Raw genomic sequence first — 24,909 nt, forward strand, 5'->3', positions numbered from 1 at the left:
AGCTATATATCTTTATTATGAGCACTGAAAAAACTCCTCTTGAAAAACAAGTATCCCCACTGGTCCAAAAATTCATCCTTGGAGCAGTCATTGCTGTAATCCTGCTAATTGTCGTCCTCCGGTTGATCCCTGTTGATGATAAGGGCGGCTATGTGGAAATAAAAAGCAAACCAAAAGCCAAGAAAGAATTCACAATTACTGGCATAGAGGCGGCGCAGAAAACTTCAACCTTTTTGAAAAATCTAGAAACACAGAGCCAAGCATTTGAAATTAAAACTTGTAATGCCGAAGGCAAGTGTGCATTTGAGGGGAAACAGACGGCCCCCTCTTACGCTTGGAAAATACTTGCATACTCTGCTCTATTAAATCTCTCTAAAGAGGCTTCTTATCTCAGTAAAATTTCATCGATCTATGATGAAATGTATAAAATTTCAGACGGCACTGATTTATCATGGAGTGCTGCGCAGATTTTCTTTGCTTTTAAAACTACTGGGGAAATTGCCTATACCGATCGAATCTATGAAGCAGTGCGTGGATTCCGCGAAGTCGTAGAATCAAATTTTGACCCCAAGAAACACGCACAAGAATCAATGCTACTTGCTGTAGGCGCGCGCCAAATGGCCCTCGTGTATGGCATGCTTGGTGATAAGAAAATTGTGGAATTTTTACGTAACAAGCGCAGCATTTCTTATAAAGCTGATCTTTTCGAGAAAGACCGTACTGCCTTTAAGGAAGCAGGAAAAAAATTGCTAGATTTAGCGATTCAATCCGACTCAGCCCACGGCAATATCGTCCCCGGAATCTCTGAGTTTCGCGAAGATGGCTGTTGGATAGCTCTAGCTAAACTTGAGTTTGCTCGCTCAGCTGAGGAGCCTAAGTACTATGAAGAGCTGCAAGAATTATTCAAAAAACTTGATTTCTCTGAGCGTAATTACAAGCAGCTATTATTCTCATCGGCCTCCCAAGTCCACCCCTGTATCGAGGTGCTCCTTGATCTTTCCGAGAAAAATCAAGACTTTAAGGCAGATGCTCAAGCCCTCATGGAGCATTTCGTGCTAGCAGTTTGGGATACCCCTATACATAAAATTTGCGACGGAGATTTCGGATATCTTGCATCTTATAGGTCACATGGTTCGGAATGCGCGAACAATATAAAGGCCAATACTGATGCCGCGTATGCCATTTATTTACTATCACGCTTCAATGAGCAGCAGTTAAAGGTAGCAGTCCATGAGTAAGTATAAATCACTAATATTAAACATTTCGCTATTGCTAGCTTTAGTTAGTTTCGGCTTTGTTAGCAGTGCATTTGCTCAGTGTAATGGTGGTAGCTATGACGGTGGTTCCTGCGACCCTGCTCGAGATGGAAAATGCTGCGGTTCAAATGGCCAGTGGTGCCGCTGTTTAAATGCAGGCGAACAGTGCGGTTCTAAAAGCGGTGATTGTCGTGAACACCCACGCTGCAACGGATTAGAAGATTGTGACCCGCAACCTCCAGGCGGTTCTACCTGGGGACAATGCGCATTTAACCCAAAATGCCGCGAACTCTGCGATGACGGAGAAACAAGAAAGTATAACTGCACGCCCAACACCTGCCCATGTAAGGGTTGTAGTAACCGTATCCCGTTCTGCTATCCTGAACCAAACGACTGCCCTCCAAGCTCCTCCAGTAGCTCCTCCTCCGGAACAACCTCAAGCAGCGGAACTGGAAGCTCAAGCTCAAGTGGTGGACCGATTCCGAATTGCTTAGAACTTGTAGAAACTGAGGGAGAGGCTGGTAGTAGCGGTAGCATGACTTTCGAGGAGTGCTGCGATCTTTACCCTGAAAATCCTGAATGCCAAGGCACTGGAAGCTCATCCAGTAGCTCTGGATCTACATCATCATCTTCAGGCTCAACAAGCTCATCTTCCTCATCAAGCGGGAATGCAAGCTCGTCTTCAAGCTCAAGTAGTAGCGGAACATCAAGCACTTCTTCTGGATCATCAAGCTCGAGCTCTTCATCCTCAAGCTCCTCTTCTTCCAGCAGCAGTTCTACAAGTACAACCAGTGCCAGCTCAGCCAGTAGCTCGTCTTCAAGTTCTTCAAGCTCAAGTAGTAGCTCCTCAACGAGCACTTCTTCAACTTCAAGTTCATCGAGCTCTAGTTCGTCCTCATCGAGCTCGTCAAGTAGTAGCTCCGCAAGTACTACTAGCGCCAGTTCGGCCAGTAGCTCGTCTTCAAGTTCTTCAAGCTCAAGTAGTAGCTCCTCAACGAGCACTTCTTCAACTTCAAGTTCATCGAGCTCTAGTTCATCGTCGTCGAGCTCGTCGAGTAGTAGCTCTACAAGTACTACTAGCGCTAGCTCGTCTTCAAGCGGAACTCCGCGAGGTGTAAGACTAGTTAACTAGGATGAGATCGCTCCCCTAGGCTTAGGCTTGAACTTATTCTTATTTGACCCATGTCATCTTTCGACTTCACTCCTCGCCATACTTGGCTCGTCGTTTCGCTCAAGATGACATCTAGTAGCCTATGCCTAAGCAACCAAGACCCAACACCACTCTTAAACTCAGCGATTGTTGTAGTAGATTAGATCCGCTAAGCTCATCCCCAATCTATTGGAGCTTAAGCTATGATGCTTTCAGATTTAGATATCCGCGAAGCGATTAAAAAAGGTTGGATTGCTGTAGACCCCTTCTACGACAAGTCAATTCGTCCTGCAGGATTAACTCTACACCTCGGGGAAAAGCTACTGCGCCCTAAACCAGGCAAAGTCGTCGATATTAAAAGCGACAAAATCCCAGATTATGATGAAATCACAATCTCCATGGACAAGCCTTACGAACTACAACCCAGCGAATTTGTACTCGCTCATACATACGAGAAAGTGACGGTTTCAACCAAACTTGGATTTTTAATTGAAGGCCGTAGCACACTTGCCCGTGTCGGGCTGACAATTGTCCAAACTGCGATGCTTGTTTATCCCGGGCACACAAACCGCTGCGTCACGCTGGAACTTGCCAATCACGGCCCCAATGCAATTTTACTTTATCCGAAGATGAAAATTGCCCGCGCTGCCTTGATTGAACTTAAAACTGCAGCCTCTATCCCTTATGACCAGACAGGCAAATACCGCAATCAAGAAGCAGTCGGGCGTCCGATTTTTGAAGATGAGTTTTTTGAGGAGTAGACTTTTCTAGATTTTTTTAAGGAAACTACTTAAAAAACTGCAGAGAACGAATTTCTAACCAAAATTAAAAAAATAAAAGCAGCCAAGGAGAAAAACTCAGGTCGCCGAAATTGCTAATTTCGACGACCTGTAGTGTTTTCGGCTCAGATCCCAGCTAGGCAGCTACGTTGACGCCAAACCACCCAAGCATACGCTCGATGCCGGCATCAACGTCAGCGAGTTGGTCCCCTAGAAGCGTTATCCGTAGACAGTTAGGAAGTCCCATCCCGCCGCACGGCATCGTTGCCACCAGCGCCTCCTCCATCAGTCGCTCGGCGATCTGTGTCGCATCCTGACTGACTTGGCCACGATGTTCAACTCCGATAAAGGAGCTCACATCTAAGCAGACGTAGATTGCCCCTGTTGGATCACCAACCATGGAGAGAATCGTGCACTGAAGCGCAGACTTGATATTCTGCACTCGCTCGAAGGCCCAAAGCCCAAGGAGACCTGGAACTGACCTTCCTGGAGGCGCTTCTTCGTCTCCGAGGAGCTCTGCGGCGGTGGGATAGCCGACGCCGTTTAGCATGACACTCAGAGCTGTTTCCTGCAGGAAGAATGAAACGCCGTTTTGCAAATGCCCATATGCGCTCTTGAGCTTGTCGATCATAGGCTTTTCGCCGATCATATAACCGAGCCGAAGATCGGCAAGCGCAAAGCACTTAGTCAGGCTGCCGCACAGAACCACCCTTTCGGAAAGTTCCGGCGCATACGCAAGTAAGTGCGGAATTGGCTTCTCCCCGAAGGTAATCGCTTCATAGACCCCATCAATCACGATCACGCAGTCTGGGTATCTCTTAACGAGTGCCCTGACTGCCTCGGCCAGCTCCTGCATTTGTTCTGCCGTGTGGCATACTCCTGTTGGATTGACATGGGTTTCAAGAAGTAAGATCTTAACGAGAGGCATTTCCTCGAGACCTTCGTTCCTTGGTCGACCAGAGATGAAATCCAATAACTGCTGACCTGTCAGGACACCTGCGGTGGATTCTGTTGGGATAGTCTCCCATGCACGGCCTTCGAGTGCAGCAATCTCTGGATGGCTAGGCCAGCCGACAGACCCCCGAACAACCAGGTCCCGATAGCTAGCAAAAGCTTTGAAGGCTGCCGAAAGTGCTCCCTTGCACCCTCCTCCAAAGAAGATGATTGCAGGGTCTCGGTAGCCGAGATTTCCACCGCGAACTTTTGCGTGGAGTTCAAGAATAGCTTCTTCAAGCTCTGGGTTTTGCGTCGGGTAACGAGAAGAACTTGATACTCGTGCCGCAGTAAGAGCAGACTCTCTGAACAAAGTAAATATTGGTCCATGATCTGCCACATCACCTGAGGCCAAATCAGCGAAGTTAGGGCCATGCTCTGCTTTCATATTTTTGGCAGCACGAGCGATGGCAAGCGTTGACGATGGTTGGATAGCAGCAAATGCTGCATTCATGATTCTATTCATTTGTTTCCCCAGGATTGACTTTTGTAAGTCGTGGGAGAGAAAAAACCTTTCGATTCGTTCCCTGCCATTCAGGAAAGTCATTTAGAATGATCTAAAATCTGAATAGCAAGGACAAAAAAACTACCCGTCTATAGTAAAGAAAGAACAAAAGTGGAAAGGTTGATTATAGCAGACGCTAAAAACTTAATCAAAACACTATCAGCGCAGAGATTTAAGCCCAGCAATGATGCGATTCATTCCCTCTTCCACTAGATTTGGGTCACAAGCAAGACTTAAACGCAGCCCTGCAGGCCCTCCAAAAGGTGAAAGCGGTATTCCGCCAACATTAAAATTCTCAAGGAGATAATCAGCTAGTGCCCAGTCATCAGCAAATTTTTTACCTGCGCCGACATAGTCTCCAAGCAGTAATGAGAAGTAAAACGCCCCTTGTGGTTTAATAAAAGGGATTTGGGCTTTTTCAAAAAGCTCTGAAGCTTTCTGCACATTGCCTTGATAAATCTTGGAAAGTTCGCGCGGAAACGCCCCGTGGTCGTCAAACGCTCCCATCACGGCATATTGCTGTGGCGCTGGAGGATTGCCCATCAATTGACTTTGTGTGGCATCATAGCGAGTGATAAATTCCTCTGTCCCCACCGCATAGCCGATTCGCCAGCCAGGTGCTGCATAGCCCTTGGCCCAGCCGGAAACTTTGACAACGTTTAGATCCTGAGCCAGCCCTAACAGAGAAAAATGCGCTTGTCCCTGATGTAAAATGTCCTCGTAAATTTCATCACTGATGATTGAAATTTGCGGGGCGTGTGTGCGAATTACATCGGCAAATCCCAAAAACTCATCCTTGGTGTAAACAATGCCACTTGGATTACTCGGTGAATTTAAAATTATCGCAGCAAGATTTGACCCGCCATGTTCGACAAAGGCTTGCTTAAGGAGATCTGTTGTCAGGCGATAGTTATCCGTAGCATTAGTTTGAATAACAATTGGAATACCACCGCAAGCAATCACGATTTCTCTGTAACTTGGCCAAAATGGCGCAACTAAAAGCACCTTGTCGCCGGGGTTAACTAGGCACATCAGCGAGCAAGTAAGCGCTGGTTTTACTCCAGCAGCGACGGAGATATTTTCTTTTTTAAACTTGCGCCCGTTTCGCTCACTTTCTCGCTGGGCAACTTTCTCACGCAGTGGTGCTACTCCCGAGGCCGGAGTGTATTTGGATTGATTAGCATTATCAGCAAGTGCCTTAAGCATTTGATCAGGCGGTAAGAGATGTGGTTGCCCCGCAGTGAAAGCAATCACTGGAAGTCCTTGACTGATTTTAGCTTGCACTTTTGCAGTCACTGCCAATGTTGGTGATTCGAGAATTTGTGTTGTGCGGATAGCGAATTTCATTTTTGACCTTAAATTAGAGTTGAATCAATAACAATTAAAATAAAAAATAACGCCAGGTAGATCATCGAGAATCCGAAAACTGACCAAGCTTCTTTGTCATGCTTTTCAGGAAATAGCTGATGATCAATCCCAATCAGTCTCCAGGTGCGAAAGGCAAATAAACTGGAAAGTAAAACTAATCCGATAAGTGAGGTAAGTCCCAGTGTTTGATCACTTAGAAATAGTAAAACACTGACGGGTATTAAAGAGAGTGCATAGAGAAACATTTGCCACTTAGTGGCAACTTTGCCCTGTACGTTTGGCAGCATGGGGACTCCTGCTTTTTCATAATCTGCACTTTTATTGAGGGCTAAGGCCCAAAAATGTGGTGGAGTCCATAAGAAAATTACTAAAAATAAAATACAGGCCGTAAAATTAACTTCACCTGTAACAGCCGCCCAACCAACCAGCGGTGGGATCGCACCAGCAGCGCCGCCGATCACGATATTTTGTGGGGTCAAACGCTTCAAAAAAATTGTATAGGCCAGCACATAAAACAAATGGCCAAATAACGACAAGGCAGCAGCAAGTGGATTAACGTAGTAATGCAAAATAAAGAACCCTACACCGGCAAGTAAAATTGCATAGCACAGCGCAAATTCCGGACTAATTCTTCCCGCCGGTAGTGGGCGATTTTTGGTGCGCCGCATAATTGCGTCAATATCGCGATCCCAAATACAATTTAGAGTGCTGGCAGATGCTGACATCAATGCGCCGCCGAGAAGCACCAGGCCCATCAAGGAGAGTCCAACTTGCCCCTTTGCGGCTAAAACCATCGGGCAAAGTGTTGAGATCAAAAGCAGCACAATAATTCCAGGCTTTGTCAAAGCAACTAGATCCTTAACTGCTACCTCAGTGAATAAGGTATGAGCACGATTAGCCTGCGCATGGCTGCGACCTGAAATAACATTTGTTGCTGTTTGTGATGGACTAAACTGACTCATACGGAAAAGTTATACCTAACATAAAGCGTAAAAATGCTAAAGCTTTGGCAGATTTCAGTTAATATGTGATTAATTTCAAGCGAAATTCGCCTGCTCTTATCCAGCGAGCTGTTGGCTAAAACCCAAATCAATTTCTGGTAGCAAGTCGTCGGGTAATTTTTGCGTGATAGTAATTAGCTCTTCAATTTCACGCGCAACATGTAAATAATTCTCAGCAAGCGTTGCAGCCTGTTTGCGATCGAAGGCAGTTTGCGAAAGAAAGCTTAATTGATTTTGCTGCTCGGTGCGATAAATCATGGCATGCAGCAGATAAATTGGCCGAGTGTCGATTGTCTTTTTCAATGCAGGGTCTGCGGCTTTATTTTTCTTCTCGCAGCTACGGAGTAGTGACAAGAAACTGTCTTTAGTGGCGATGTCCTGTTCAGAACTCCCTAACTCCTGAGAGGCGTCAAGATTTAAATTCGCAGTCATACGCTCTGCGCCAAGCGCTCGCACACGCGAGGCTGAACGATTCACCATCGTGCGCACAATCGCCCAACGTGGCCTTTGAATATGTCGGGCATTTTCGACAAGCTCCTCCAAACTCCAAATCGCCATTTCGCTAGCATCAACAGGAACGACTGCTAAATCGGCTGCAGCAATGGCATTACGTGTGATCACATTAAAATCAGGTGGTGTATCGATAATGATTTGGTCATATTCGTCATAGAGATTGTGAATTAATTGAGGGAAAAGCTTAGCAAAAGCCTTAGCACCAACGCCCCAAATTAGGTGCCTTAGTTCAGAACCGCCAACAATCAGATCAAGCGAAGGGCGCACATTCTCACACAAACCATCGAGATCTAGCAATTGATCGAACAAACTCAGACGTTCTTCATCACTTTCTTCAGTCAGAATTTCACGATTTAAAAACAGTTTGGCTAGCGCCGCAGAATTAGTCCGCGCGGCATCGTGCTTGGTAAAAAGTCGAGTGGCGTGCGCTGCTGGATCGCAATCGATTAACAACGTGCGACATCCACGGCAAGCAAAAGCATGCGCAACGTTAACTGAAAGTGATGTCTTACCTACTCCACCCTTGAGAGATGTGAAGCTGATTACGCTCATGAAAATTAAATCCTAATGCACTACATCCACTACCACACAGCAACAACTCGTCGATGAAACTGCTGATCAGCTGGAAGGAACTGTTGAATATGAACGGAGGTAATTTTTCTGTAAAGATATTTATTATCCACGCTAATCAAAAAATTTTTCAGGGAATGATGTTAGAAAATTTTAATTATTTTTTGTGACTTGAAGCATTGATTTTTACTTCCCACAAATTTGATGCTATTGATAAAATCAGTGCGACAAATAATTTCTCCAATTCGACTCGGAATTCTCGGCTCAGGACAACATGCACAGCGAGTAATTTTACCTGTGTTAACTGAACTAGCAAACAAATTCGCTATTTCAGCGATTAGCGCTAGCTCAAATGAAAAACATCAACTCCTATCCGAGAAACTTCCAGCTACTAAAATATTTGATTCCTATTCTGGTTTACTCAATTCAGGTCTAGTTGATGCTATTTATATTGCACTTCCTAATCACCTCCATGCTGAGTGGACAACTAAAGCTCTCAGCTTAAAACTGGACGTTCTCTGTGAAAAACCCGGGGTAATTACCGCGAATGAAGCAGTTTCAACTGCAGCCGCAGCAAATCTGCAGCACTGCTATATCCGCGATGCTTTTATGTATAAATTCCACCCGCAACACCAGTTTATTCAGAGCCAAATTAAACTTCATCAACTCGGTGAAATAAAAGCCCTCACAGCAAGTTTTAGCTACTATTTAGATGACCCAATGAATATTCGTTTAAAGGCCGACTGCGCAGGAGGAGCTTTAAATGATGTTGGATGTTATCTGATCGACTTACTCCACATGTATGACCTAAAGCCAACTAGCCTTGAGTCTTCGCTGCGCATTGGGTCAACAGGGGTAGACCTAGCAGGCCAAGCAAAAATCTCTTGCCTTAATGGGGCAACTGCAATTCTTAACTTTGGTTGTCAAACTGAAAAGTCTAACACCTACACCATTACTTGTGCGGCTGGATCGATTACTTGCCACCAAGCCTTTCATATTCCACGTAACAAGCAAGCGCGAATTTCCATTCGCAGCAACACAGAGCAACTCGTCAAGTTCTGTCCGCCGGCAAATCACTATCGATTAATGTTTGAAGATTTTTACTGCACGATTACCGAGCGAACAGCAAGTTTCGTAGAGCCACGCAGGATCTTACGAGCCGAGCTTCTGGAGCAAATTCGGAATTCCTCCTACGGAGCTTAGAGCGTTTTATAAGCGCTCCTTAGAGTAACTTACTATTTGCTACATAGAATCGTGAATTGCTCTAATACATTCCTTGCTGCTTAGGCTTGCACTTCGACTTTTTGGAAAGCCTTATGCCTCACTGCCCAGTGCATGAATAGAGTTCATGCGTAATTGAAAAAGGGAATGGAGAAGGGAAAGTATAAGTTCAAGCCTACGCCACAATCAGGTTATTGTTGACCACCTAACGTGCGGCTACGCGCCTTGGCCGAAACTGAACCACATTTGAAGCCTCGCTAGCCTGATCCTTAACCTGGTCATCGTTACTTGCAGCTTGCTCACTAGGCTTAGCGTTACGCTCGGCATTGCCAGCTAAAACATCTTTTAGTTCATCGGCAACGACTTGAAAGGCCTGCGCTTGAGATTTGTATTGAACAAGTTCAAGTCCAAGCTTAACCACTGAGGCAAATTCTTGCTTGTCTGAACACTCAGCGAGTTTTTTAGAAACGCGCTCAATCACGATATTCGATTCACTGACTTTGCGTTCAAATTGCGCTTTTAATTTAATTAACTCTTGCACGCCTACCCCATACGGCAAGCCGATAATCTCATTTAGTTTAATTCTTAATTCCTGGTGGGCTTTAAGCCAAACCTGCGCGCGATAGTCGTTAGTGATATCGGTAATAACTTCGGGCTTATTGGAAAGACTATGACGCATTGAGGCATAGAGCTGCTCTGCGCGATATGATTTTGCAACTAACACTCTAAGACGCGATCCAACAGTCGACTGAGAACTCACAATAAATTTCCTCACAACATTCTAACGCCTATAATATACCGCGCTTTAGAGATAGAGTCACGCTTTTGCAAGCTACTCTTAAGTTAAACCAAGAAATTCTCAGGAAGAAATAGAAAAATTATCTGCTCTAATCTTGTATGCAAGATCTCGGGGACGTAAAATTCCTGGAAATGCCTACAGAATCTCCGTTCTAGTCTACGCTCTATTTATGCAGAGCAGATAAAAAATTAAAGCGATATCAATAAGTTAAAACACTTATCAGTGCTAGCGACATATCAGCAAAAATTTAAAAGACCGGAAATTACTTCTCTGCATCTAATTTAGAGTAACAGGGAGTGTTCAAGTTGTGTCAAGGTCAAAAGCTGCTACAAAAAGTAAACAAAAGATTCAAGAAGAACTCGAGCGCGAGGAGCTAATTCAAGCTTATTTGCCTCTAGTTAAACGGGTCGTTCATCGCTTAGCTGGACGCCTTTCAGCTGATGTTGACATCAATGAAATGATCAACTCCGGGATTATCGGATTAGTTGATGCGCTTGAAAAATATGACCCTCGCCATGAAACAAATTTTGCAACTTATGCGCAATTCCGCATCCGCGGAGCCATTTTAGATAGTTTCCGTACACAGGACTGGGCCCCACGTTCGCTCAGACATAAAGCCAATAAACTCGAGCAAGCGTATTTAAAAATCGAACAAGAGCTTGGCCGCCCTGCAGATGACGATGAAGTTGCCCAGCTATTAGGCCTAGAAATCGACGAGCTCCAGCGGATGCTTTCTGAAGTGAGCGGCGTACTTATGCTCAGTTTTGATGAACTTGGGTTCGGACACGGCGAAGAACGCTTTAATGCAGATGAATATTTACCAAGCGCTAACCCTGACCCGCTTTCAAATTTACTCGAGTCTGAGCGAATTGAAATTATCTCCCGAGCACTCGACCGTTTACCCGAAAAAGAACGCCTGGTAATTACGTTATACTTCTACGAAGAGCTGAATCTAAAAGAAATTGGTGAGATTATTGGCGTAACTGAGTCACGTGCTTCGCAAGTCCGCTCACGCGCCTTACTTAGACTGAAAGGCTACTTGAAACGTTCACTCGCTACAATCGCCGCTTAGGTTATCAATGCCTGAGCGTTTAATAATAGCTTAGGCTTGAACTTAGACTTAAGCTGATCCTTCGCCAGTATTTTAAGCCAAACATTCAATAATTTAACGTATGCCCCTTAACCTTATTTTTAGAGGAATAAGGTTAAGGATCAGGCTAGGTTCATGTTCAAGCTTAAGTTTATAAGGCGCGAAATCAGCAGTATCAACTCTAACTACAACATTTACCGCCAAAGCGTGCTTCGACGTACTTCCAATTAATTACTTTAGTAAATGCCTCGACGTACTCAGCACGTCGATTTTGATATTTTAAGTAATAGGCATGTTCCCAAACATCAATCACTAATAGTGGCTCAGTAACCCATTGAGATAAATTTTGGTGCTTTTCAGCTGTAAGAATTTCTAGTTTCTGAGCAGGGTGATTTTTGACAAGCATTGCCCAGCCAGAAGCTTCAACTGCAGTAGCGGCAGCTTTAAATTGCGCCATAAAAGCATCAAAGCTTCCGAAGTCTTTTTCAATTTGTGTTAACAATGCTCCACTTGGCTTGCCGCCGCCATTAGGCACCATGTTCTTCCAAAAAATACAGTGCAAGAAATGGCCTGCACCGTGGAATGCTAGTTCTCTCGACCAGTGCTTAACCAGCGCAAAGTCATTGGCTTCACGAGCCTCAGCTAGCTTAGCTTCAGCAGTATTTAAACCTTTTACATATGCAGCGTGGTGTAAGTCATGATGCAACTTCATCGTCTGCTCATCGATAAACGGTTCTAGTGCATTATATGGGTAATCTAGTGCTGGTAACTCATGTGGCATAATTAAGTGCCTCCTTAGTGAAAATCTTTAGAGAGCCTGAGAAATAAGTTGTGTCGCAGACACAACCAGTAAATAGCGTTTCCCTTTTAAAAATAAACTTATATATAGCTTAATCCACCCAAAGGAAATGTTTTTTATAGCTTAGCTGTGTTTGCTACATATCCAAAATAGTTTCGGGAAACGCTATAATAGTAAATTAAGCAGTAGAAGGGCAAGTTCGCGCTAACATTCAGGCAGAAGCGCAAATTCAAGGGTCACCTCGAATTCTGTCTGTCCGTCTGCGTTTGCAGCTTTCCGTTCAAACTGGATTGAACCTTGATTTAAATCTACATAGTAGCTGGCAATTGCAAGCCCCAGACCAGCGCCTTGCTGTTCACGCTTCTCACGGTCAATCTGCGTGAACATCTCCTGAGCATAAGCAAGTTCTTCCTTGGTCATGCCTGGACCATGATCATGAATGCTCATTTTCACCTTGTCGCCGTTACGTGCCAGAGCGATTTGAATTGGATGCTCTAGTGGAGAAAACTTATCAGCATTACTCAGGAGTTGGCGCAAGGCTTCAATCATTTGCACAGAATAGACGTGGATAAAATGCGGTTTGGGCCCTCGCTCAAAATTCACTACACGTCCAGTTCGCATATTGGGCTGAGTAAATTCAATCGCTTGTTCGATTAGTGATTCGACTGCGATGCGCGAGCGCATTTTAGAGAACGAAACTGCTGCCGCGCCAGATTCAATTTGTTGCAAGCTGATGAAGTCTGAAACCAAGCGCTGCAGACGCTGCGCTCCGTGCTGGATTGAATCCAAGAGCTGCTGCATGTTTTCAGGGTTTTGCTGGTCTTGGGTATCAGTAATTTTTTCTCGCAATAATTCACTGCCAGTGCAAACTGCGACAAGCGGTGTTTTAAATTCATGCGATAAGCTGTTTAGAACCTGTTTACGGAAACTATCAAGTCGAACCTTACTGCCATTTGTACGCGCATGTGCAAGCGTAAGCTTGCCCTTAATTACAGCCAACATTTCGTCGAGCTCAAAGGGTTTTGTTAAGTAGTCATCGCAACCTAATGCTTTACCTTTTTGGATATCGGGCTTCGAAGAAAGTGCCGTTAAAAAAACAAACGGGATTGTGCACCATTCTGGATTTTGCTTAATCGCTGCATGTAAATCGCGTCCATCTACTCCGGGCATCATAATATCGCAGATAATCAAATCTGGACGCTCGAACTTGAGGCTTTCAATTGACTTCATTGGATTGCTAACTGTGGTCACTTGATAATTATGTGTTTGCAGAAACTCACGCACAGCAATCAGCACACTTTCATTATCATCGATCACCAGGATTTTGCCCTGATTTTCGCGACGTTCCGCAGCTTTGGGCGCTTGCCCTTTAGACGACTCTTGTTGAACCATTTTGTAAAACCTTCTTACCGCAAAGAGAGATATCGACATTTTATGCGATATTCTTGATATTTTATCCCGTTCATACTATTTCGATCAGCTTCAAACAGATGTGAGGTGATATGGCTTTTGCAGCACTTTTCCCCGGACAGGGATCTCAAAGCGTCGGTATGGGTAAAGCGTTTTTCGACGCTTCAGACGAGGCTAAGAAAATTTTTTCCCGTGCAGATGAGGCTCTGGGTTTTTCTATTTCCAAGCTTTGCTTCGAGGGGCCAATCGACGAACTAACGCTCACGCAGAATGCACAGCCTGCGATTTTACTTGTCAGTTATCTTGCATTTAAACTTGCCGGTCTAAACCCGGTTGCTGCAGCAGGGCACAGTCTTGGTGAATACTCAGCACTTGCCGCCGCTGGCAGCCTCGAACTTGAAGATGCCCTAGTATTAGTGAATAAGCGTGGCAAATATATGCAAGCGGCAGTGCCCGCTGGCGCAGGTAAAATGATTGCTGTAATGGGGCCGACTGAGGAGCAGATCCGTCAAGTTCTGGCCAATGTTAGTGCTGGAGTGGCTGAAATTGCGAATTTAAACTCACCTGGACAGACAGTCGTGTCTGGCGACGTGACTGGGGTTGAACAAGGTGGAAAACTACTTAAGGAAGCCGGTGCAAAAATTATTCCGCTAAATGTCAGCGCACCGTTTCATTGCTCACTAATGCGGGCTGCAGCTGATCAGCTCAGTCCTGACCTTGATACGGTAGCATTTAAAGACCCGCTTTTCCCGATTTACGCTAATGTCACGGGTAAAGCTGTGAGGTCAGCCGCTGATGCACGAAAACTTTTAAAAGATCAGGTTTGTGCCTCTGTGCGTTGGGTCGACTGCATGCAAGGACTATTCTCAGAAACAGGCACGAACAAGGCAATTGAATTTGGTTCGGGAGATGTGCTCGCGAAGCTTCTCAAGCGCATTAATACTAATATCGCTAGTTACAATGTAGATAAGCCAGACCAACTTCAGGGCTTAGCTCAGTTTCTAAACGCATAAAATTTATTAAATATTCTAAGCTGAGCAAGCTTAAATCGTGTAGAATAGAGCTAGGTAGCGCTATGCTTGCTACTGTTTTTTCTCTATGCGGTTGGTGTGATGTCTAAGTCATTTGTATTACTTTTTTTACTGCTGCCACTCCTATCTTCCTGTGCTTACTTGCGCATTGACCCGATGAATGTGCTCGTACGAAGCGATGTAATCGACTCGGCAGCAGATGAAAAGAGGATCTTGGCTAAGGCACGCCTCGACCGCACCGAGGATGGTCGAGTTCGGGTAATCTACGTGGCAGGTAGCCCTTATGAACGAGGCTATCAACAGGGCGTACTGCTGCGCCAAGAAATCAAAGACAACATTGGATATATCCACGACCAAGCAATAAAAAAATTTCATTTCGAAGAGCTTTTTGACGAAGCGTTCACACGCATGGTTCCATACATTCCCGTCGAGCATATTGAAGAGATGCGCGGCCTGGCCCATGGCGCACGCATGCCACTGAAAGTAATTCTCAGGATGCACATACTGGCAGACATCGGAGAGTGGGGTGGAAAGAAAAAAATTAAAGATGTAATCAAGCAGCAGATGAAAGGAATCGACCTGGGAACATCGTGCAGCAATCTCGGTGCTCAGGAAGGCGCAACGGTCGATGGCAAACTCTACGCTGTAAGAATTTTAGATTGGGGGCTGCATCGCATTTCACGCCTGCACGAATACGCACTGATTACTGTGGGCATTCCAGATCAAGGAGTTCCCTATGCAAATATCGGCTGGGCTGGCTACCTCGGTTCAGTCTCAGGCATGAATGCAAAAGGCATTACCATTGGAGAGATGGGATATGGCGACCCTCCTGGTGAAACATTACAGGGCACACCAATGCCTTTTATGCTGCGCGACGTGATGACTTACGCCAAGGACTTAAGCGATGTGCGAAGAATTTTACGTGACACTGTTGGAACGAATTCCTATGCATTCCTAATGACTGATGGAAAAACTGGTGAAGGCGAGCTTTACGTCAAAGACCGTAATCGTTTTTTAGCATTTCCGCCCAACACGGATGTGCGCGATCATAAGGAGCATTTACCGGCGATTCAGAATATTGTTTACGGTGGGCACTACAATGAGTTGATGACTGATTTGCTTTCAAAGTACCGTGGGGAAATTTCTCCGCAGTTACTAATGAACACCATTATTCCGCAAATAATTATGAAATCAAATTTTCAGAACGTTATCTATTCACCAACTGATTTACAGTTTTGGGTAAGTAACGCACAAAATAAGGATTCTCTTGCCGCTGATGCGCCGTATTCTTTCTTTGATTTCAAAAAAGCTCTTGATGATTATCGCCGCTTCCTACTCAACCACTAGGGAAGTAAGGCTGGGCAGACTCCATCGAATTGCAATCTCTTTGCGCCTTGAGTCATTACAAGGTAGGTCTCGGCGTGAGCGTTTGACCGAGACCGCGGTCGAACGCAGCGCAACTGAAGCACTCTGTTCACTTAGTTTTCACCCGTCATTGCGAACGAAGTGAAGCAATCTGTTCACTTAGCACGAAAAGATATCAATATATCGGTTAACAGATTGCTTCACTTCGTTCGCAATGACACCAAATGCATAGACGAAAGATATTGCCAACCTAGGACTTAATCCGAGCTACGCTATAGTGTTTTACTTCTTGGTGTAACAGCTTTATTTTCCGGATGCGCTTTGCTGCTGAATCGCTCCAGTTTTTGCAACCGTGAAAACGATATCACCATTAAGATCTGTACGTAAGAGTTTCGACCCAGATAATTTCCAGCGCTCTAAGACCTCACTACTTGGATACTCACGCACGTTATCTTGATTAACACTAAGCACAGCATATTGAGGGCTCACAGCAGTAATAAAGTCCTGATCGCCGGTATACTTCGACCCGTGATGTCCAAGCTTAACTAAATCGCATTTTAAGCTAGCTTCATGCTCAAGCAGGAATTTTTCAGTAGCAATTAATGCATCCCCCATCAGTAAAGCGCAAAATTTCCCATACTGGAGTCTAATTACAAGTGAATTCTCATTCCAATCATCTCCAGGAAAACGCTCAAGTGTCGGAACTAAAACTTCAAGATTAATAGCACCTAGGTTGATTTTATCGCCGCGCGTTAACGCGCGGTAATTCCGCGGATTAGTTTTGCGGGCGAGTTCTGCATACCAACGATAAGGCTCTTCAATCCCAGGAATCGCCGCGCCATTATCAAAAACAAATGGTCGATTAAATTTTTCATAGAGATAGAAAAAGCCGCCAAGATGGTCCTGGTGTAGATGTGTGATTATTATACCAGCCAGTTGATCCGTAATTTTGTCCAGTTTACCAGCTAAACTATAAATTGATTTAGCGTTTCCAGTATCGATTAAGTAGTGTCGATCGTCGAAACTCAGTAATGCAGCATCTCCCTCACCAACATCAAAAAAATGAATTTTTAATTCTTCAGCCATAGCGCAGGGTTGTTTATAAAATACGAATAAAAGAAAAATCCATAGATATGACAAAATCATGTTTAGTGCGTAGAAACTTTATCTTTACCGCATACACCAGTAAAGAGACGGTAAAATTTAACCCCAATATCGAAAGGCACATGAAAAAATGTTAGTGGCACGTCTTTCCAGCGCCATTTGCCAGTTTTAAAAGACCGATTATAAAAGCGCAGTGCTTCGGATTCGACATAGTCAAAGGGGAACAAGCAAAACTCTTCAATCGGAGGCAAAATCTTTACCATCTGGGTAAAAATCAAAGTCGTATAGTGATTGCCTAAAAAAATTAGTGTTTCAGGGTCTCCAATTTGTTCTCTTAACTTGGCACCGCTGGCATAGGGAACCGTGTGATCAAATCGCGCTAGCATCAGTAATGTTTTTCGCGCATCAATTGCCGGAGATAAGTTCTTGGGGTCAGTCTTAATGTTTTTCTCTAAAAACTTATAAAACTCATCGTCCGTGATCCCTAAAGCACTACGCACACGTCGGCGATATTTTTCTAGCCCCGGTTGGTCGCTAGTTTTAAATACTTCAACGATATCCGTTCCACCCAGGACAAAAACATTATGTTCCAGACGTGAATCGACCCCAGCTGTCATTGCCGCATTAATCGCCCCACGGCTAATTCCAAAAGAGGCAAATGATTCCTTTCCATATTGTGCTTGAAAATAGTCCATCACAATCCGATCACGGATCACACTGTTACGAAATATTTCTTCGATGTTTGGAACGTTTTTTGGTTTCTTAAATTCCAGATCACGGTGCACGATTGCCGCATCAATGCCGTGCACGGTAAAATAATCCGCGAAATGGTTTTCGATGAAGTAGTTTCCGCCAAGAATCGGGAAAACTAAGATTAAATTCGGTGAAGAATTTTTTTGCTGATAATAGTCAACTGTTACTTCGCCATATTCAGTCGCAAGATGAATACGCCTGAGGAAATATTGCGTGCGATCTTCGAGCATCACCTCTTGAGCAGTAATATTTTTGTGTGTGTAAGCATAGTAAGCAGTTTGTTCGGCACTTAATGCGCTTGGTCCTTGATAATTTGCACCTTGTGGAATGAAGACACAGCTTGAGGTTAAGAAAATTAAACACCAAAACGAGCTTGTGCGTAATAAGCGTATCATCGGCCTTTTTGAAAATCAGACATCTCGTAGGTATCGTCAGGCAGAATGCCCTTATTTTTATAGTCCGTGCTGTCGCGGCCAAGCAGCGGGTCGGGAATCGCTACCGAAGAAGGAGTTTCGCCCGGGGCAAATTTTAGACTTTTAATTAACTCATCAAGTTCTTTGCTCAGAAAACGGTAATTCTGATTGACTGTTTTTGCTGAATTGGCAAAAAGGTGCCCTTCTTGAAAATTAATTTCGTAAAAGGAAAGATTTTCAGCTGCAGGTCCACGCGTTACTTGTCCGTTCAATTTATAGCGTGAAGAACAGCAGCTGCAAGTAAGCGCCTGGTCGCCATCTGTCAGGTCGCAGCCATCGTAGCTACAGCGCATACTCAATGCAGAAAATCCTCGATCGTCCTTAAAAAGCAAGATTGAAGCGTGTTTTAGATATTGCTGCGGGGCAAGTAAGTTTCTGGGTTCACCTAAATCGAGTTGCTCAGCGGGTCGCTTATATTTACGCTTGCAACTAAACAAGTAAAAGAGCGGCAAACAACAAGTAAAAAAAATAAAATTTCGACGTGAAGGCATGCCTAATAGTTTACCACGAGATTTTATACTACCCAAGGGTGCATTTAGCGCAAAATAGGTCGACATTAACCCAGTGAGCGGCCTTCAAAGTGGCCATGTAGTCGATAATGCATTTCTCCTGATGGAAATTCACCGCGCTCAAGCGCTGCTCTGACGTCGGGATTTACCTCAAGATAATCTGCTTCGGCAAAAGTTTTAACTGGCCTTGACTTCCGCGAGGAGATTGCTTCATCAAGATAGCGCTGAGCTTCTCCATCTCCTTTTTCGGAAATAAAGATAAAGCTATAGCCAATTCCGCCTGCTTGTTCGCTACGCTTTTGCAGAGAGTTTAAAATTAGCTTTAAAACCAAGCCTGCTTGCCTGTCCAAGTGTATTGATAAAACTCCGAGACATTCATAATGCTCATCAACCTTAAAGGGCTGGCCCATGGCGAATTGAGCACTTAAATCGCTAACTTGGCATTCTATAACTTCCAATGCTCGAGGGTCCCGATGCGCGAATAAAATACTTAGATTAACTTGCACATCTCCTGTGTAAGGGATCAGCATCTGTGGCAAGGGATTTACTCCTACCCAGCGTAAGTCATTGGATAACTTAGTTGTCCAGTCAAGTGCCATCGCTTTTTTTTCTTCTGCAATAAATTCACAAATCTCAAAGCGCTTTAACGCTCTACCTTTGAGGCCCCTGCGCCAATGATTCTCTCGAGCAATTTGGCCAGGAGTAAATTTGCTGAAATCAACATATGGCAGGGCCATGAATTGATCATAAGTTTTCGATTGAGATAAACATTCTTCCAAAAATTGCCGATAATTATCAGAGTTAATCGTTTTCAGCATTTCAGTTTGTTCGTCAGAGCTAATTTTTAAGTAACTCAAATAGCGCTGAGCGGCAGTGAATTTATGGACTGTAAGTTTATTTGTCGAAACAAATTTAAGCCCCGCTTGCGCAGCTCGCAATAAAAAATCAGCATCAACTGGAGCAGAGCATTCATAGGGATTTTTCCAAGTCCCAATCTGCTCTACTACAGCGCGTGTATGAGCTAGACTCGATGGCGGAAAAAAATGCTGGAGAGCTGCTTCAGAATTTTCAAACATCCCAGTAATAATTGGTCGATTAATCCCGGGCGGGGAGTGAAGTATTGCTCCAGAGATTGCGAAGCTTGGTTTTGATTCTTTAAAAACTCTTGCGAGTTCGGTTAGGTGATCAGGGGCCCAAATATCATCATGTCCAAGATAGGCGATATGGCTGCCTTGAGCTTTTTGTATGCCAAAATTATTTGGCCCGCTCTGTGATTCAAAACGCTCAGCTAAATTAAACCAGCGAATTCTTGCATTTAATAGGGGTTTAACGACTTCTGCCGTCTGATCGGTACAGCAATCACCGACAATCAGGAGCTCAAAGTCTTGAAACTCTTGCGCCAAAACTGATTGTATCGTCGGTAAAATATGTTGGCCACGATTATAAGTTGCAATGATGATCGAGAAAAAAGGATGACTAGTCAAAGACATAAGGAATGTCAGGATGATTTTTAGGTAAGCGCGACTTATCGGGATTACTTGGATCGTATGCACGTGTGGGCATATTAATGAAATAAGCATCACTTGATCCGCGGTTCTGCACACCGTGCACAACAAAAGGCGGGATTGTGATCTGAACTCTGTTAGCACTACCCACATCAATCACGTTTAATCGCTGATAGCTTGGGCTATCCTTACGCAAATCAAACAGCACAACTCGTATATCACCATTGGTGTAAGCCAAGCGATCGTGCTGGTGTTTGTGGTAGACCCAAGCACGGACTGACTGGGCTCGAGCAGTCACCAGATAAACATGTTCAGTGCGTTGATCGGTATATAAGCTCGAGAGTAAAACCGTAAGGTCCCCGCGCTGATCAGCATGAGTAAGCAAACGTTGTATTTTCACGCCCTCAATTTGGTTTTCAATTGCAATTTCAGAAAAAGGCTGAACATTTTCCGTCCAGGGTTGATCGTCAATAAAGTCTTCAAGCGTAAGCATAGTCTATATATGAAATAAATTTTTATAATTTCAATTATCGCATCTAGTGCTTGAAACATCAACCTGCAGGTGTTAGATAGAGGTCACTTGGTTCAAGGGAAGTGTGGTGCGAGTAAAAAACTCAATTCCACCGCGGTCCCGCCGCTGTAATTTCGGCACGCATTTTACAATCAAGCACTGCAATTTTGTGGGAAGCTGTAGAAGGCAAAAAATCCGATAAGCCAGAAGACCTATCAAGTATTTATTTTCTGTTACTTTTCCCTCGTGGATTGGGGATTTAAGTAGTTATACATCTGTGGAGTAGTCATGAAGGCTCATTCTTATTCGCTGGCAGCGTTTGCCATTTTATTCTCTTTTGTCGTTACAAGTTCAATCGTCGCTGAAGAGAGCGACATTATTGTTACGCCATCCAAGATTGAACAACACCCAGCAGAGGTTGCAAGCTCAACCAGCTTCATTAAAGTCGACGATTATCTTCCTCAAGCTGGCTCTAATCTGACAGACTTATTAAGAGATCTACCCGGGGTTGATGTTATACAAAGTGGCTCTCTTGGAGGTAACGCTTCTGTCTTCTTAAGAGGCGCTAATCCAGAACATACTTTGGTCTTAGTTGATGGAGTCGAGTTAAATAGCCCAATTAACCCGACACATGCTTATAATTTTGCCGATTTACCAGTTAATAACATCGATCGCATTGAAGTAGTGCGCGGCCCGCAGAGTGTACTCTATGGCAGTGACGCAATGGGCGGCGTAATCCAGATTTTTACCAAAACCGGAAAAGGTCCCTTAAGTAATAGAGTCAAGCTTGAAGCTGGTAGCTATGGGACATTTGCCGAAAGTGCCGCAGCAACTGCGGGCAGTGAAACGCGGTCTTTTAGCCTTTCCGCGGCACACATCCATTCTCACAGTATTTCTTCAGCTGCCCCTCGATTAGGCAACAACGAGCCCGATCCCTATGACCGCCTGACAGTTAACGGCTCTGCTACTCAACAAATAGGCGAATCAAGCAAACTTAGTTTATTCGGTCGCTACCATAATGCTCATTCAGATCTAGATAACTTTGGAGGAGCCGGCGGCGATGATTTAAATCGCAAATTAGACAACGAAGAAATGTCACTTCGATCAAACTTTGACTTCACAAGCATCAGTAATCAGCTTTCTCATCTCTTCTCGGTCAGCTGGGCTAAAAATCGCTACGACGATGATTCGGATCCTGATGAATTAAACCCTTTAGAGATTCTACGTAGCGATTATGCGGGAGATAAGCTTGCTTTCGAACTGCAAAACACAGCGAATTTAGCTACACTGGGCACGACTGTATTTGGATTACTCACCAAAGAAGAAAAAGCTCAGGCAAACTTTTTTAGTGACGGCATTTTTGGTCCCTTCGAGGATAATCTAGCTGAGCAACAGGCACGCACTAATGCTTTCTATCTGCAACATCAGCTCCCCGTGACAAGTGCACTTTCAGTCGGAGCCGGCGTAAGACATGACGACCCTGATACATCGGATGCTGAGACAACCTGGCGGGTTACTCCGCTCTATAAACTGGAAGCAATCAACACTGCGATTAAAGGATCGATCGGGACTGGGTTTAAAGCTCCTTCGCTTTATCAGCTTTACTCTAGTTACGGTTTTAAAGACCTGAAATCCGAGACATCAACTGGCTATGATTTTGGAATTGAGAAAAATTTCGAGATCTTCAATTCCGTACTGAGTCTGACTTATTTCTCACAAGATTTTAACGACTTAATCTCTTTTGACCCAAATACTTTCAAGTTTGAAAATATTCAGGAGGCAGAAACGCGCGGCATCGAATCTACATACAAAACCAATTTTAGCGAGCAACTTAATTCAACTCTCACATATACTTGGACTGATACTGAAGATAAGATCACCGGAACAGAGCTTTTACGACGTCCTCAGCACAAAGGGAGTATCGGAGTAAATTTTCAAGCCCTTGAAAATTTAAACTTAAAACTAAAACTACGTTACATTGGTCGTCGTTTTGATAACGACTTCAATCAATTTCCTGCTGAGCGCGTATCCTTAAAAAGCTATTTCCTAACTGATCTTGGTGCTGAATACGCCTTCAGTGAAAAATTGAGCACTTACCTTCGACTCGAGAATCTCTTTGATGAGGAATATGAGGAAGTGCTTGGCTACGGCACGCGAGGCTTTGGTGCTTATGCGGGTGTGAGTTTAAGTTTGTAAGCCGTAGATTGCTTAGGCTTGAACTTTTAATTCTCCTTACCCTTCTCCTGCCTCTTTTGCATAGAAGCTGAAGGATAAGGAAAAGTTCAAGCCTAAGCTTGCAAAACACTACCCTGGCAAAACTTCATCCGCAAAATTATCCATTGTGCGGGTGTTGTTGATGAGCCTAATCAAACCTAAGAAATCGCTACGCGACATGGTCTTCTGCTCTGGAGTTACGTAACGCCGCCAAGTGACATTACCTGCCTCGGCTTCCTTGCCTCCGACAATCAAAATGTTGGGCGTCTTTGTTGTAATTGCATTACGTAGTTTTTTATTAAAGGACTCAGTTGAACGATCAACTTCAACTCGTATTAAATTATCAACAAATTCGCGCTCTAGAGAATCCACGTAATCGTTAAATTTGTCAGCAACAGGCACGATTTTTACTTGAGTTGGTGCCATCCAAGTTGGAAAGGCCCCGCCAAAATGCTCGATCAAAAATGCTAAAAATCTCTCATGCGTGCCCAGCGGAGCGCGATGAATAATATAAGGTCGATGCTCTTTGCCGTCTTCGCCAACGTAAGTTAAATCAAAACGACCTGGCATCGCAAAATCAAGTTGATTTGTTGATGCTGTTTCCTCGCGTCCAATCACGTTTTTGATTTGGAAATCTACCTTTGGCCCATAAAAGGCAGCTTCATCCATGCCCTCACTATAGCGAATAGACATCGACTTAAGGACATCTCTGATTACTCCTTCGGAATACTTCCAAGCTTCTGGATCATCTACATACTTTTCCTTGTTCTTGGGGTCGTGCAAGGAAAGCCGCATCCAATAGTCGCTTAAGCGAAATTTCTTGTAATACATCGCATGTAAGTCAAGTACTGCGCGAAATTCCTCTTGCAATTGGTCGGGGCGACAGTAAATGTGCGAATCGTTCATGCTTAACATGCGCACCCGGAGTAAGCCGGAGAGTGCTCCTGAATCCTCAAAACGGTAGCAGGTCCCATACTCTGCAAGTCTTAGCGGCAATTCGCGATAGCTTCGTGGCCGCGACTTATAAATCATATGATGATGCGGACAGTTCATGGGCTTAAGGAAATAGGGCTCTTCTCCCTCAACTTCCATCGGCGGGAACATGCTACCTTTATAATAAGGCAAATGCCCCGAAGTATAATAGAGATTTGCCTTGGTGATATGTGGCGTGGCAACTCTTTTATAGCCGGCCTTGAATTCAATTTCCTTGGCGTAATTTTCCAGTTGGTCGCGCAATACTGTTCCGTTCGGCATCCAGAGTGGAAGCCCAGGGCCGATCTTATCAACAATCGTATAAATTTCTAATTCCGTGCCGAGCTTACGGTGGTCTCGCTCCTTGGCTAAGCGCCGCTGTTCTTGAAAGGCTTCAAGTTCGGCTTTAGTTTGAAAGGCAAGTCCATAAATTCGTGTCAGCTGCGGGCGCTTCTCATCGCCACGCCAATAAGCACCCGCAATATTGTCGAGCGCAAAGCAATCCTTGGGAATTTCTCCGGTGTGAACAACATGCGGTCCACGACACATATCTTCAAAGGGGCCATTCTTATAGAACCCGAGAGTTTTCTCGCCACGTTCAATTAATTCTTGAGCGTATTCGACTTTATAAACTTCGCCGCGTCCGCTAAGCAGTTTAACCGATTCATCAAGACTGCGAGTAATTTGCTCGAATTGTTGTTTTTCTCCGATAATCCGTCGCATGCGCTCTTCGATTTTCGGCAAATCGTCGTGCGTAATCGGCTCACCAAGATCAAAGTCATAATAAAATCCGTGATCAATTGGTGGTCCAAAGGCAAGTTTTGCTTTGGGCCTAAGCTCTAAAACTGCTTGCGCAAGTACATGGGCAAGTGAGTGGCGGAGCTTATATAAGGCATCGCCACTTTTACTGTTATCTGCGTCGATCTCGTTCATAAGTACCTTTATTAGTTTTCAATCGTGATTGTTGCTCAATATTTTTACAAATTTATATTAATTCTTGAATGAAGGAATCTCATAC

At 44.3% G+C, this 24,909-nt stretch carries 22 protein-coding genes and 1 riboswitch; of the genes, 7 read left to right on the plus strand and 15 right to left on the minus strand.

The features are described 5' to 3' along the window. Nucleotides 1–17 precede the first annotated feature (17 nt). Nucleotides 18–1,238, plus strand: a complete 1,221-nt coding sequence (locus tag JNK13_10720) for a hypothetical protein (GenBank protein ID MBL7663209.1) — start codon at nucleotides 18–20, stop codon at nucleotides 1,236–1,238. Nucleotides 1,239–1,631: 393 nt separating this feature from the next. Here the strand turns inward: JNK13_10720 and JNK13_10725 are convergent, their stop codons facing one another. Together JNK13_10725 and JNK13_10730 are read right to left on the minus strand one after the other, a co-directional pair. Beyond that, complete coding sequence (locus tag JNK13_10725; protein ID MBL7663210.1) at nucleotides 1,632–1,793, minus strand: hypothetical protein; 162 nt, start codon at nucleotides 1,791–1,793, stop codon at nucleotides 1,632–1,634. Between the two features lie 24 nt (nucleotides 1,794–1,817). Further along, on the minus strand, nucleotides 1,818–2,258 hold the full coding sequence (locus JNK13_10730) for a hypothetical protein (GenBank protein ID MBL7663211.1): 441 nt from the start codon (nucleotides 2,256–2,258) through the stop codon (nucleotides 1,818–1,820). Between the two features lie 351 nt (nucleotides 2,259–2,609). Here JNK13_10730 and dcd point away from each other — a divergent pair, with 351 nt between their 5' ends. After that, nucleotides 2,610–3,167 (plus strand): dCTP deaminase, encoded by a 558-nt coding sequence (gene dcd / locus JNK13_10735; GenBank protein MBL7663212.1) that lies wholly within the window; start codon nucleotides 2,610–2,612, stop codon nucleotides 3,165–3,167. Nucleotides 3,168–3,321: 154 nt separating this feature from the next. Here the strand turns inward: dcd and JNK13_10740 are convergent, their stop codons facing one another. The 4 genes from JNK13_10740 to JNK13_10755 all read right to left on the minus strand — a co-directional run bounded on the left by JNK13_10740 (nucleotide 3,322) and on the right by JNK13_10755 (nucleotide 8,117). Next, nucleotides 3,322–4,644, minus strand: coding sequence for a pyridoxal phosphate-dependent aminotransferase (locus JNK13_10740; GenBank protein MBL7663213.1), 1,323 nt, complete (start codon nucleotides 4,642–4,644; stop codon nucleotides 3,322–3,324). 198 nt (nucleotides 4,645–4,842) lie between these two features. Then, a complete protein-coding gene (locus JNK13_10745; protein MBL7663214.1) occupies nucleotides 4,843–6,030 on the minus strand; it encodes an aminotransferase class I/II-fold pyridoxal phosphate-dependent enzyme in 1,188 nt (395 codons plus the stop codon). A gap of 8 nt (nucleotides 6,031–6,038) precedes the next feature. Further along, complete coding sequence (locus tag JNK13_10750) at nucleotides 6,039–7,013, minus strand: protoheme IX farnesyltransferase (GenBank protein MBL7663215.1); 975 nt, start codon at nucleotides 7,011–7,013, stop codon at nucleotides 6,039–6,041. Between the two features lie 96 nt (nucleotides 7,014–7,109). After that, nucleotides 7,110–8,117: a ParA family protein gene (locus JNK13_10755; GenBank protein ID MBL7663216.1), complete on the minus strand. Its 1,008-nt coding sequence runs from the start codon at nucleotides 8,115–8,117 to the stop codon at nucleotides 7,110–7,112. A gap of 240 nt (nucleotides 8,118–8,357) precedes the next feature. On the opposite strand from JNK13_10755, the gene JNK13_10760 reads away from it, so the two are divergent. Continuing rightward, the gene (locus JNK13_10760; GenBank protein MBL7663217.1) at nucleotides 8,358–9,338 is read left to right on the plus strand and encodes a Gfo/Idh/MocA family oxidoreductase; all 981 of its coding nucleotides are present in this window, start codon (nucleotides 8,358–8,360) and stop codon (nucleotides 9,336–9,338) included. 223 nt (nucleotides 9,339–9,561) lie between these two features. Here the strand turns inward: JNK13_10760 and JNK13_10765 are convergent, their stop codons facing one another. Beyond that, nucleotides 9,562–10,116 carry a hypothetical protein gene (locus tag JNK13_10765; protein ID MBL7663218.1) on the minus strand — a complete coding sequence of 185 codons (555 nt, stop codon included), beginning with the start codon at nucleotides 10,114–10,116 and terminating at the stop codon, nucleotides 9,562–9,564. 346 nt (nucleotides 10,117–10,462) lie between these two features. Here JNK13_10765 and JNK13_10770 point away from each other — a divergent pair, with 346 nt between their 5' ends. Then, nucleotides 10,463–11,227 (plus strand): FliA/WhiG family RNA polymerase sigma factor, encoded by a 765-nt coding sequence (locus tag JNK13_10770; GenBank protein ID MBL7663219.1) that lies wholly within the window; start codon nucleotides 10,463–10,465, stop codon nucleotides 11,225–11,227. Nucleotides 11,228–11,426: 199 nt separating this feature from the next. Here JNK13_10770 and JNK13_10775 read toward each other — a convergent pair whose 3' ends face one another. After that, nucleotides 11,427–12,026, minus strand: a complete 600-nt coding sequence (locus JNK13_10775) for a superoxide dismutase (protein ID MBL7663220.1) — start codon at nucleotides 12,024–12,026, stop codon at nucleotides 11,427–11,429. Between the two features lie 222 nt (nucleotides 12,027–12,248). Next, a complete protein-coding gene (locus JNK13_10780) occupies nucleotides 12,249–13,436 on the minus strand; it encodes a response regulator (protein MBL7663221.1) in 1,188 nt (395 codons plus the stop codon). Nucleotides 13,437–13,546: 110 nt separating this feature from the next. On the opposite strand from JNK13_10780, the gene fabD reads away from it, so the two are divergent. Together fabD and JNK13_10790 are read left to right on the plus strand one after the other, a co-directional pair. After that, nucleotides 13,547–14,467, plus strand: a complete 921-nt coding sequence (gene fabD, locus JNK13_10785) for an ACP S-malonyltransferase (GenBank protein ID MBL7663222.1) — start codon at nucleotides 13,547–13,549, stop codon at nucleotides 14,465–14,467. 66 nt (nucleotides 14,468–14,533) lie between these two features. Then, the gene (locus tag JNK13_10790) at nucleotides 14,534–15,832 is read left to right on the plus strand and encodes a hypothetical protein (GenBank protein ID MBL7663223.1); all 1,299 of its coding nucleotides are present in this window, start codon (nucleotides 14,534–14,536) and stop codon (nucleotides 15,830–15,832) included. Between the two features lie 321 nt (nucleotides 15,833–16,153). Here the strand turns inward: JNK13_10790 and JNK13_10795 are convergent, their stop codons facing one another. The 5 genes from JNK13_10795 to JNK13_10815 form a co-directional block, all read right to left on the minus strand. After that, the gene (locus JNK13_10795) at nucleotides 16,154–16,936 is read right to left on the minus strand and encodes an MBL fold metallo-hydrolase (protein MBL7663224.1); all 783 of its coding nucleotides are present in this window, start codon (nucleotides 16,934–16,936) and stop codon (nucleotides 16,154–16,156) included. Nucleotides 16,937–16,998: 62 nt separating this feature from the next. Next, nucleotides 16,999–18,102 (minus strand): hypothetical protein, encoded by a 1,104-nt coding sequence (locus JNK13_10800; protein ID MBL7663225.1) that lies wholly within the window; start codon nucleotides 18,100–18,102, stop codon nucleotides 16,999–17,001. Continuing rightward, nucleotides 18,099–18,737, minus strand: a complete 639-nt coding sequence (locus JNK13_10805) for a Rieske 2Fe-2S domain-containing protein (GenBank protein ID MBL7663226.1) — start codon at nucleotides 18,735–18,737, stop codon at nucleotides 18,099–18,101. The genes JNK13_10800 and JNK13_10805 overlap by 4 nt, the downstream gene beginning before the upstream one ends. Continuing rightward, nucleotides 18,737–20,179 carry a glycosyltransferase gene (locus JNK13_10810; GenBank protein MBL7663227.1) on the minus strand — a complete coding sequence of 481 codons (1,443 nt, stop codon included), beginning with the start codon at nucleotides 20,177–20,179 and terminating at the stop codon, nucleotides 18,737–18,739. The genes JNK13_10805 and JNK13_10810 overlap by 1 nt, the downstream gene beginning before the upstream one ends. Further along, nucleotides 20,166–20,687 (minus strand): dTDP-4-dehydrorhamnose 3,5-epimerase family protein, encoded by a 522-nt coding sequence (locus tag JNK13_10815; GenBank protein ID MBL7663228.1) that lies wholly within the window; start codon nucleotides 20,685–20,687, stop codon nucleotides 20,166–20,168. The genes JNK13_10810 and JNK13_10815 overlap by 14 nt, the downstream gene beginning before the upstream one ends. A 57-nt stretch (nucleotides 20,688–20,744) precedes the next feature. Next, nucleotides 20,745–20,940, plus strand: a riboswitch (cobalamin riboswitch). A gap of 53 nt (nucleotides 20,941–20,993) precedes the next feature. Here JNK13_10815 and JNK13_10820 point away from each other — a divergent pair. Further along, nucleotides 20,994–22,901 carry a TonB-dependent receptor gene (locus JNK13_10820; GenBank protein ID MBL7663229.1) on the plus strand — a complete coding sequence of 636 codons (1,908 nt, stop codon included), beginning with the start codon at nucleotides 20,994–20,996 and terminating at the stop codon, nucleotides 22,899–22,901. Between the two features lie 108 nt (nucleotides 22,902–23,009). Here JNK13_10820 and JNK13_10825 read toward each other — a convergent pair whose 3' ends face one another. After that, entirely contained in the window at nucleotides 23,010–24,824 is a 1,815-nt protein-coding gene (locus tag JNK13_10825) for a threonine--tRNA ligase (protein MBL7663230.1), read from the minus strand. Nucleotides 24,825–24,909 lie beyond the last annotated feature (85 nt).

The sequence above is a fragment of the bacterium genome, from assembly GCA_016786595.1.
In the GTDB taxonomy this organism is placed as follows: domain Bacteria; phylum Bdellovibrionota_C; class UBA2361; order SZUA-149; family JAEUWB01; genus JAEUWB01.

Bases quoted from the DNA above. Each gene is read 5' to 3' on its own strand.
- JNK13_10720 (MBL7663209.1), top strand. From the start codon at position 18: ATGAGCACTGAAAAAACTCCTCTTGAAAAACAAGTATCCCCACTGGTC.
- JNK13_10725 (MBL7663210.1), bottom strand. From the start codon at position 1,793: ATGCTACCGCTACTACCAGCCTCTCCCTCAGTTTCTACAAGTTCTAAG.
- dcd (MBL7663212.1), top strand. From the start codon at position 2,610: ATGATGCTTTCAGATTTAGATATCCGCGAAGCGATTAAAAAAGGTTGG.
- JNK13_10740 (MBL7663213.1), bottom strand. From the start codon at position 4,644: ATGAATAGAATCATGAATGCAGCATTTGCTGCTATCCAACCATCGTCA.
- JNK13_10745 (MBL7663214.1), bottom strand. From the start codon at position 6,030: ATGAAATTCGCTATCCGCACAACACAAATTCTCGAATCACCAACATTG.
- JNK13_10750 (MBL7663215.1), bottom strand. From the start codon at position 7,013: ATGAGTCAGTTTAGTCCATCACAAACAGCAACAAATGTTATTTCAGGT.
- JNK13_10755 (MBL7663216.1), bottom strand. From the start codon at position 8,117: ATGAGCGTAATCAGCTTCACATCTCTCAAGGGTGGAGTAGGTAAGACA.
- JNK13_10775 (MBL7663220.1), bottom strand. From the start codon at position 12,026: ATGCCACATGAGTTACCAGCACTAGATTACCCATATAATGCACTAGAA.
- JNK13_10780 (MBL7663221.1), bottom strand. From the start codon at position 13,436: ATGGTTCAACAAGAGTCGTCTAAAGGGCAAGCGCCCAAAGCTGCGGAA.
- fabD (MBL7663222.1), top strand. From the start codon at position 13,547: ATGGCTTTTGCAGCACTTTTCCCCGGACAGGGATCTCAAAGCGTCGGT.
- JNK13_10795 (MBL7663224.1), bottom strand. From the start codon at position 16,936: ATGGCTGAAGAATTAAAAATTCATTTTTTTGATGTTGGTGAGGGAGAT.
- JNK13_10800 (MBL7663225.1), bottom strand. From the start codon at position 18,102: ATGATACGCTTATTACGCACAAGCTCGTTTTGGTGTTTAATTTTCTTA.
- JNK13_10805 (MBL7663226.1), bottom strand. From the start codon at position 18,737: ATGTCGACCTATTTTGCGCTAAATGCACCCTTGGGTAGTATAAAATCT.
- JNK13_10810 (MBL7663227.1), bottom strand. From the start codon at position 20,179: ATGTCTTTGACTAGTCATCCTTTTTTCTCGATCATCATTGCAACTTAT.
- JNK13_10815 (MBL7663228.1), bottom strand. From the start codon at position 20,687: ATGCTTACGCTTGAAGACTTTATTGACGATCAACCCTGGACGGAAAAT.
- JNK13_10820 (MBL7663229.1), top strand. From the start codon at position 20,994: ATGAAGGCTCATTCTTATTCGCTGGCAGCGTTTGCCATTTTATTCTCT.
- JNK13_10825 (MBL7663230.1), bottom strand. From the start codon at position 24,824: ATGAACGAGATCGACGCAGATAACAGTAAAAGTGGCGATGCCTTATAT.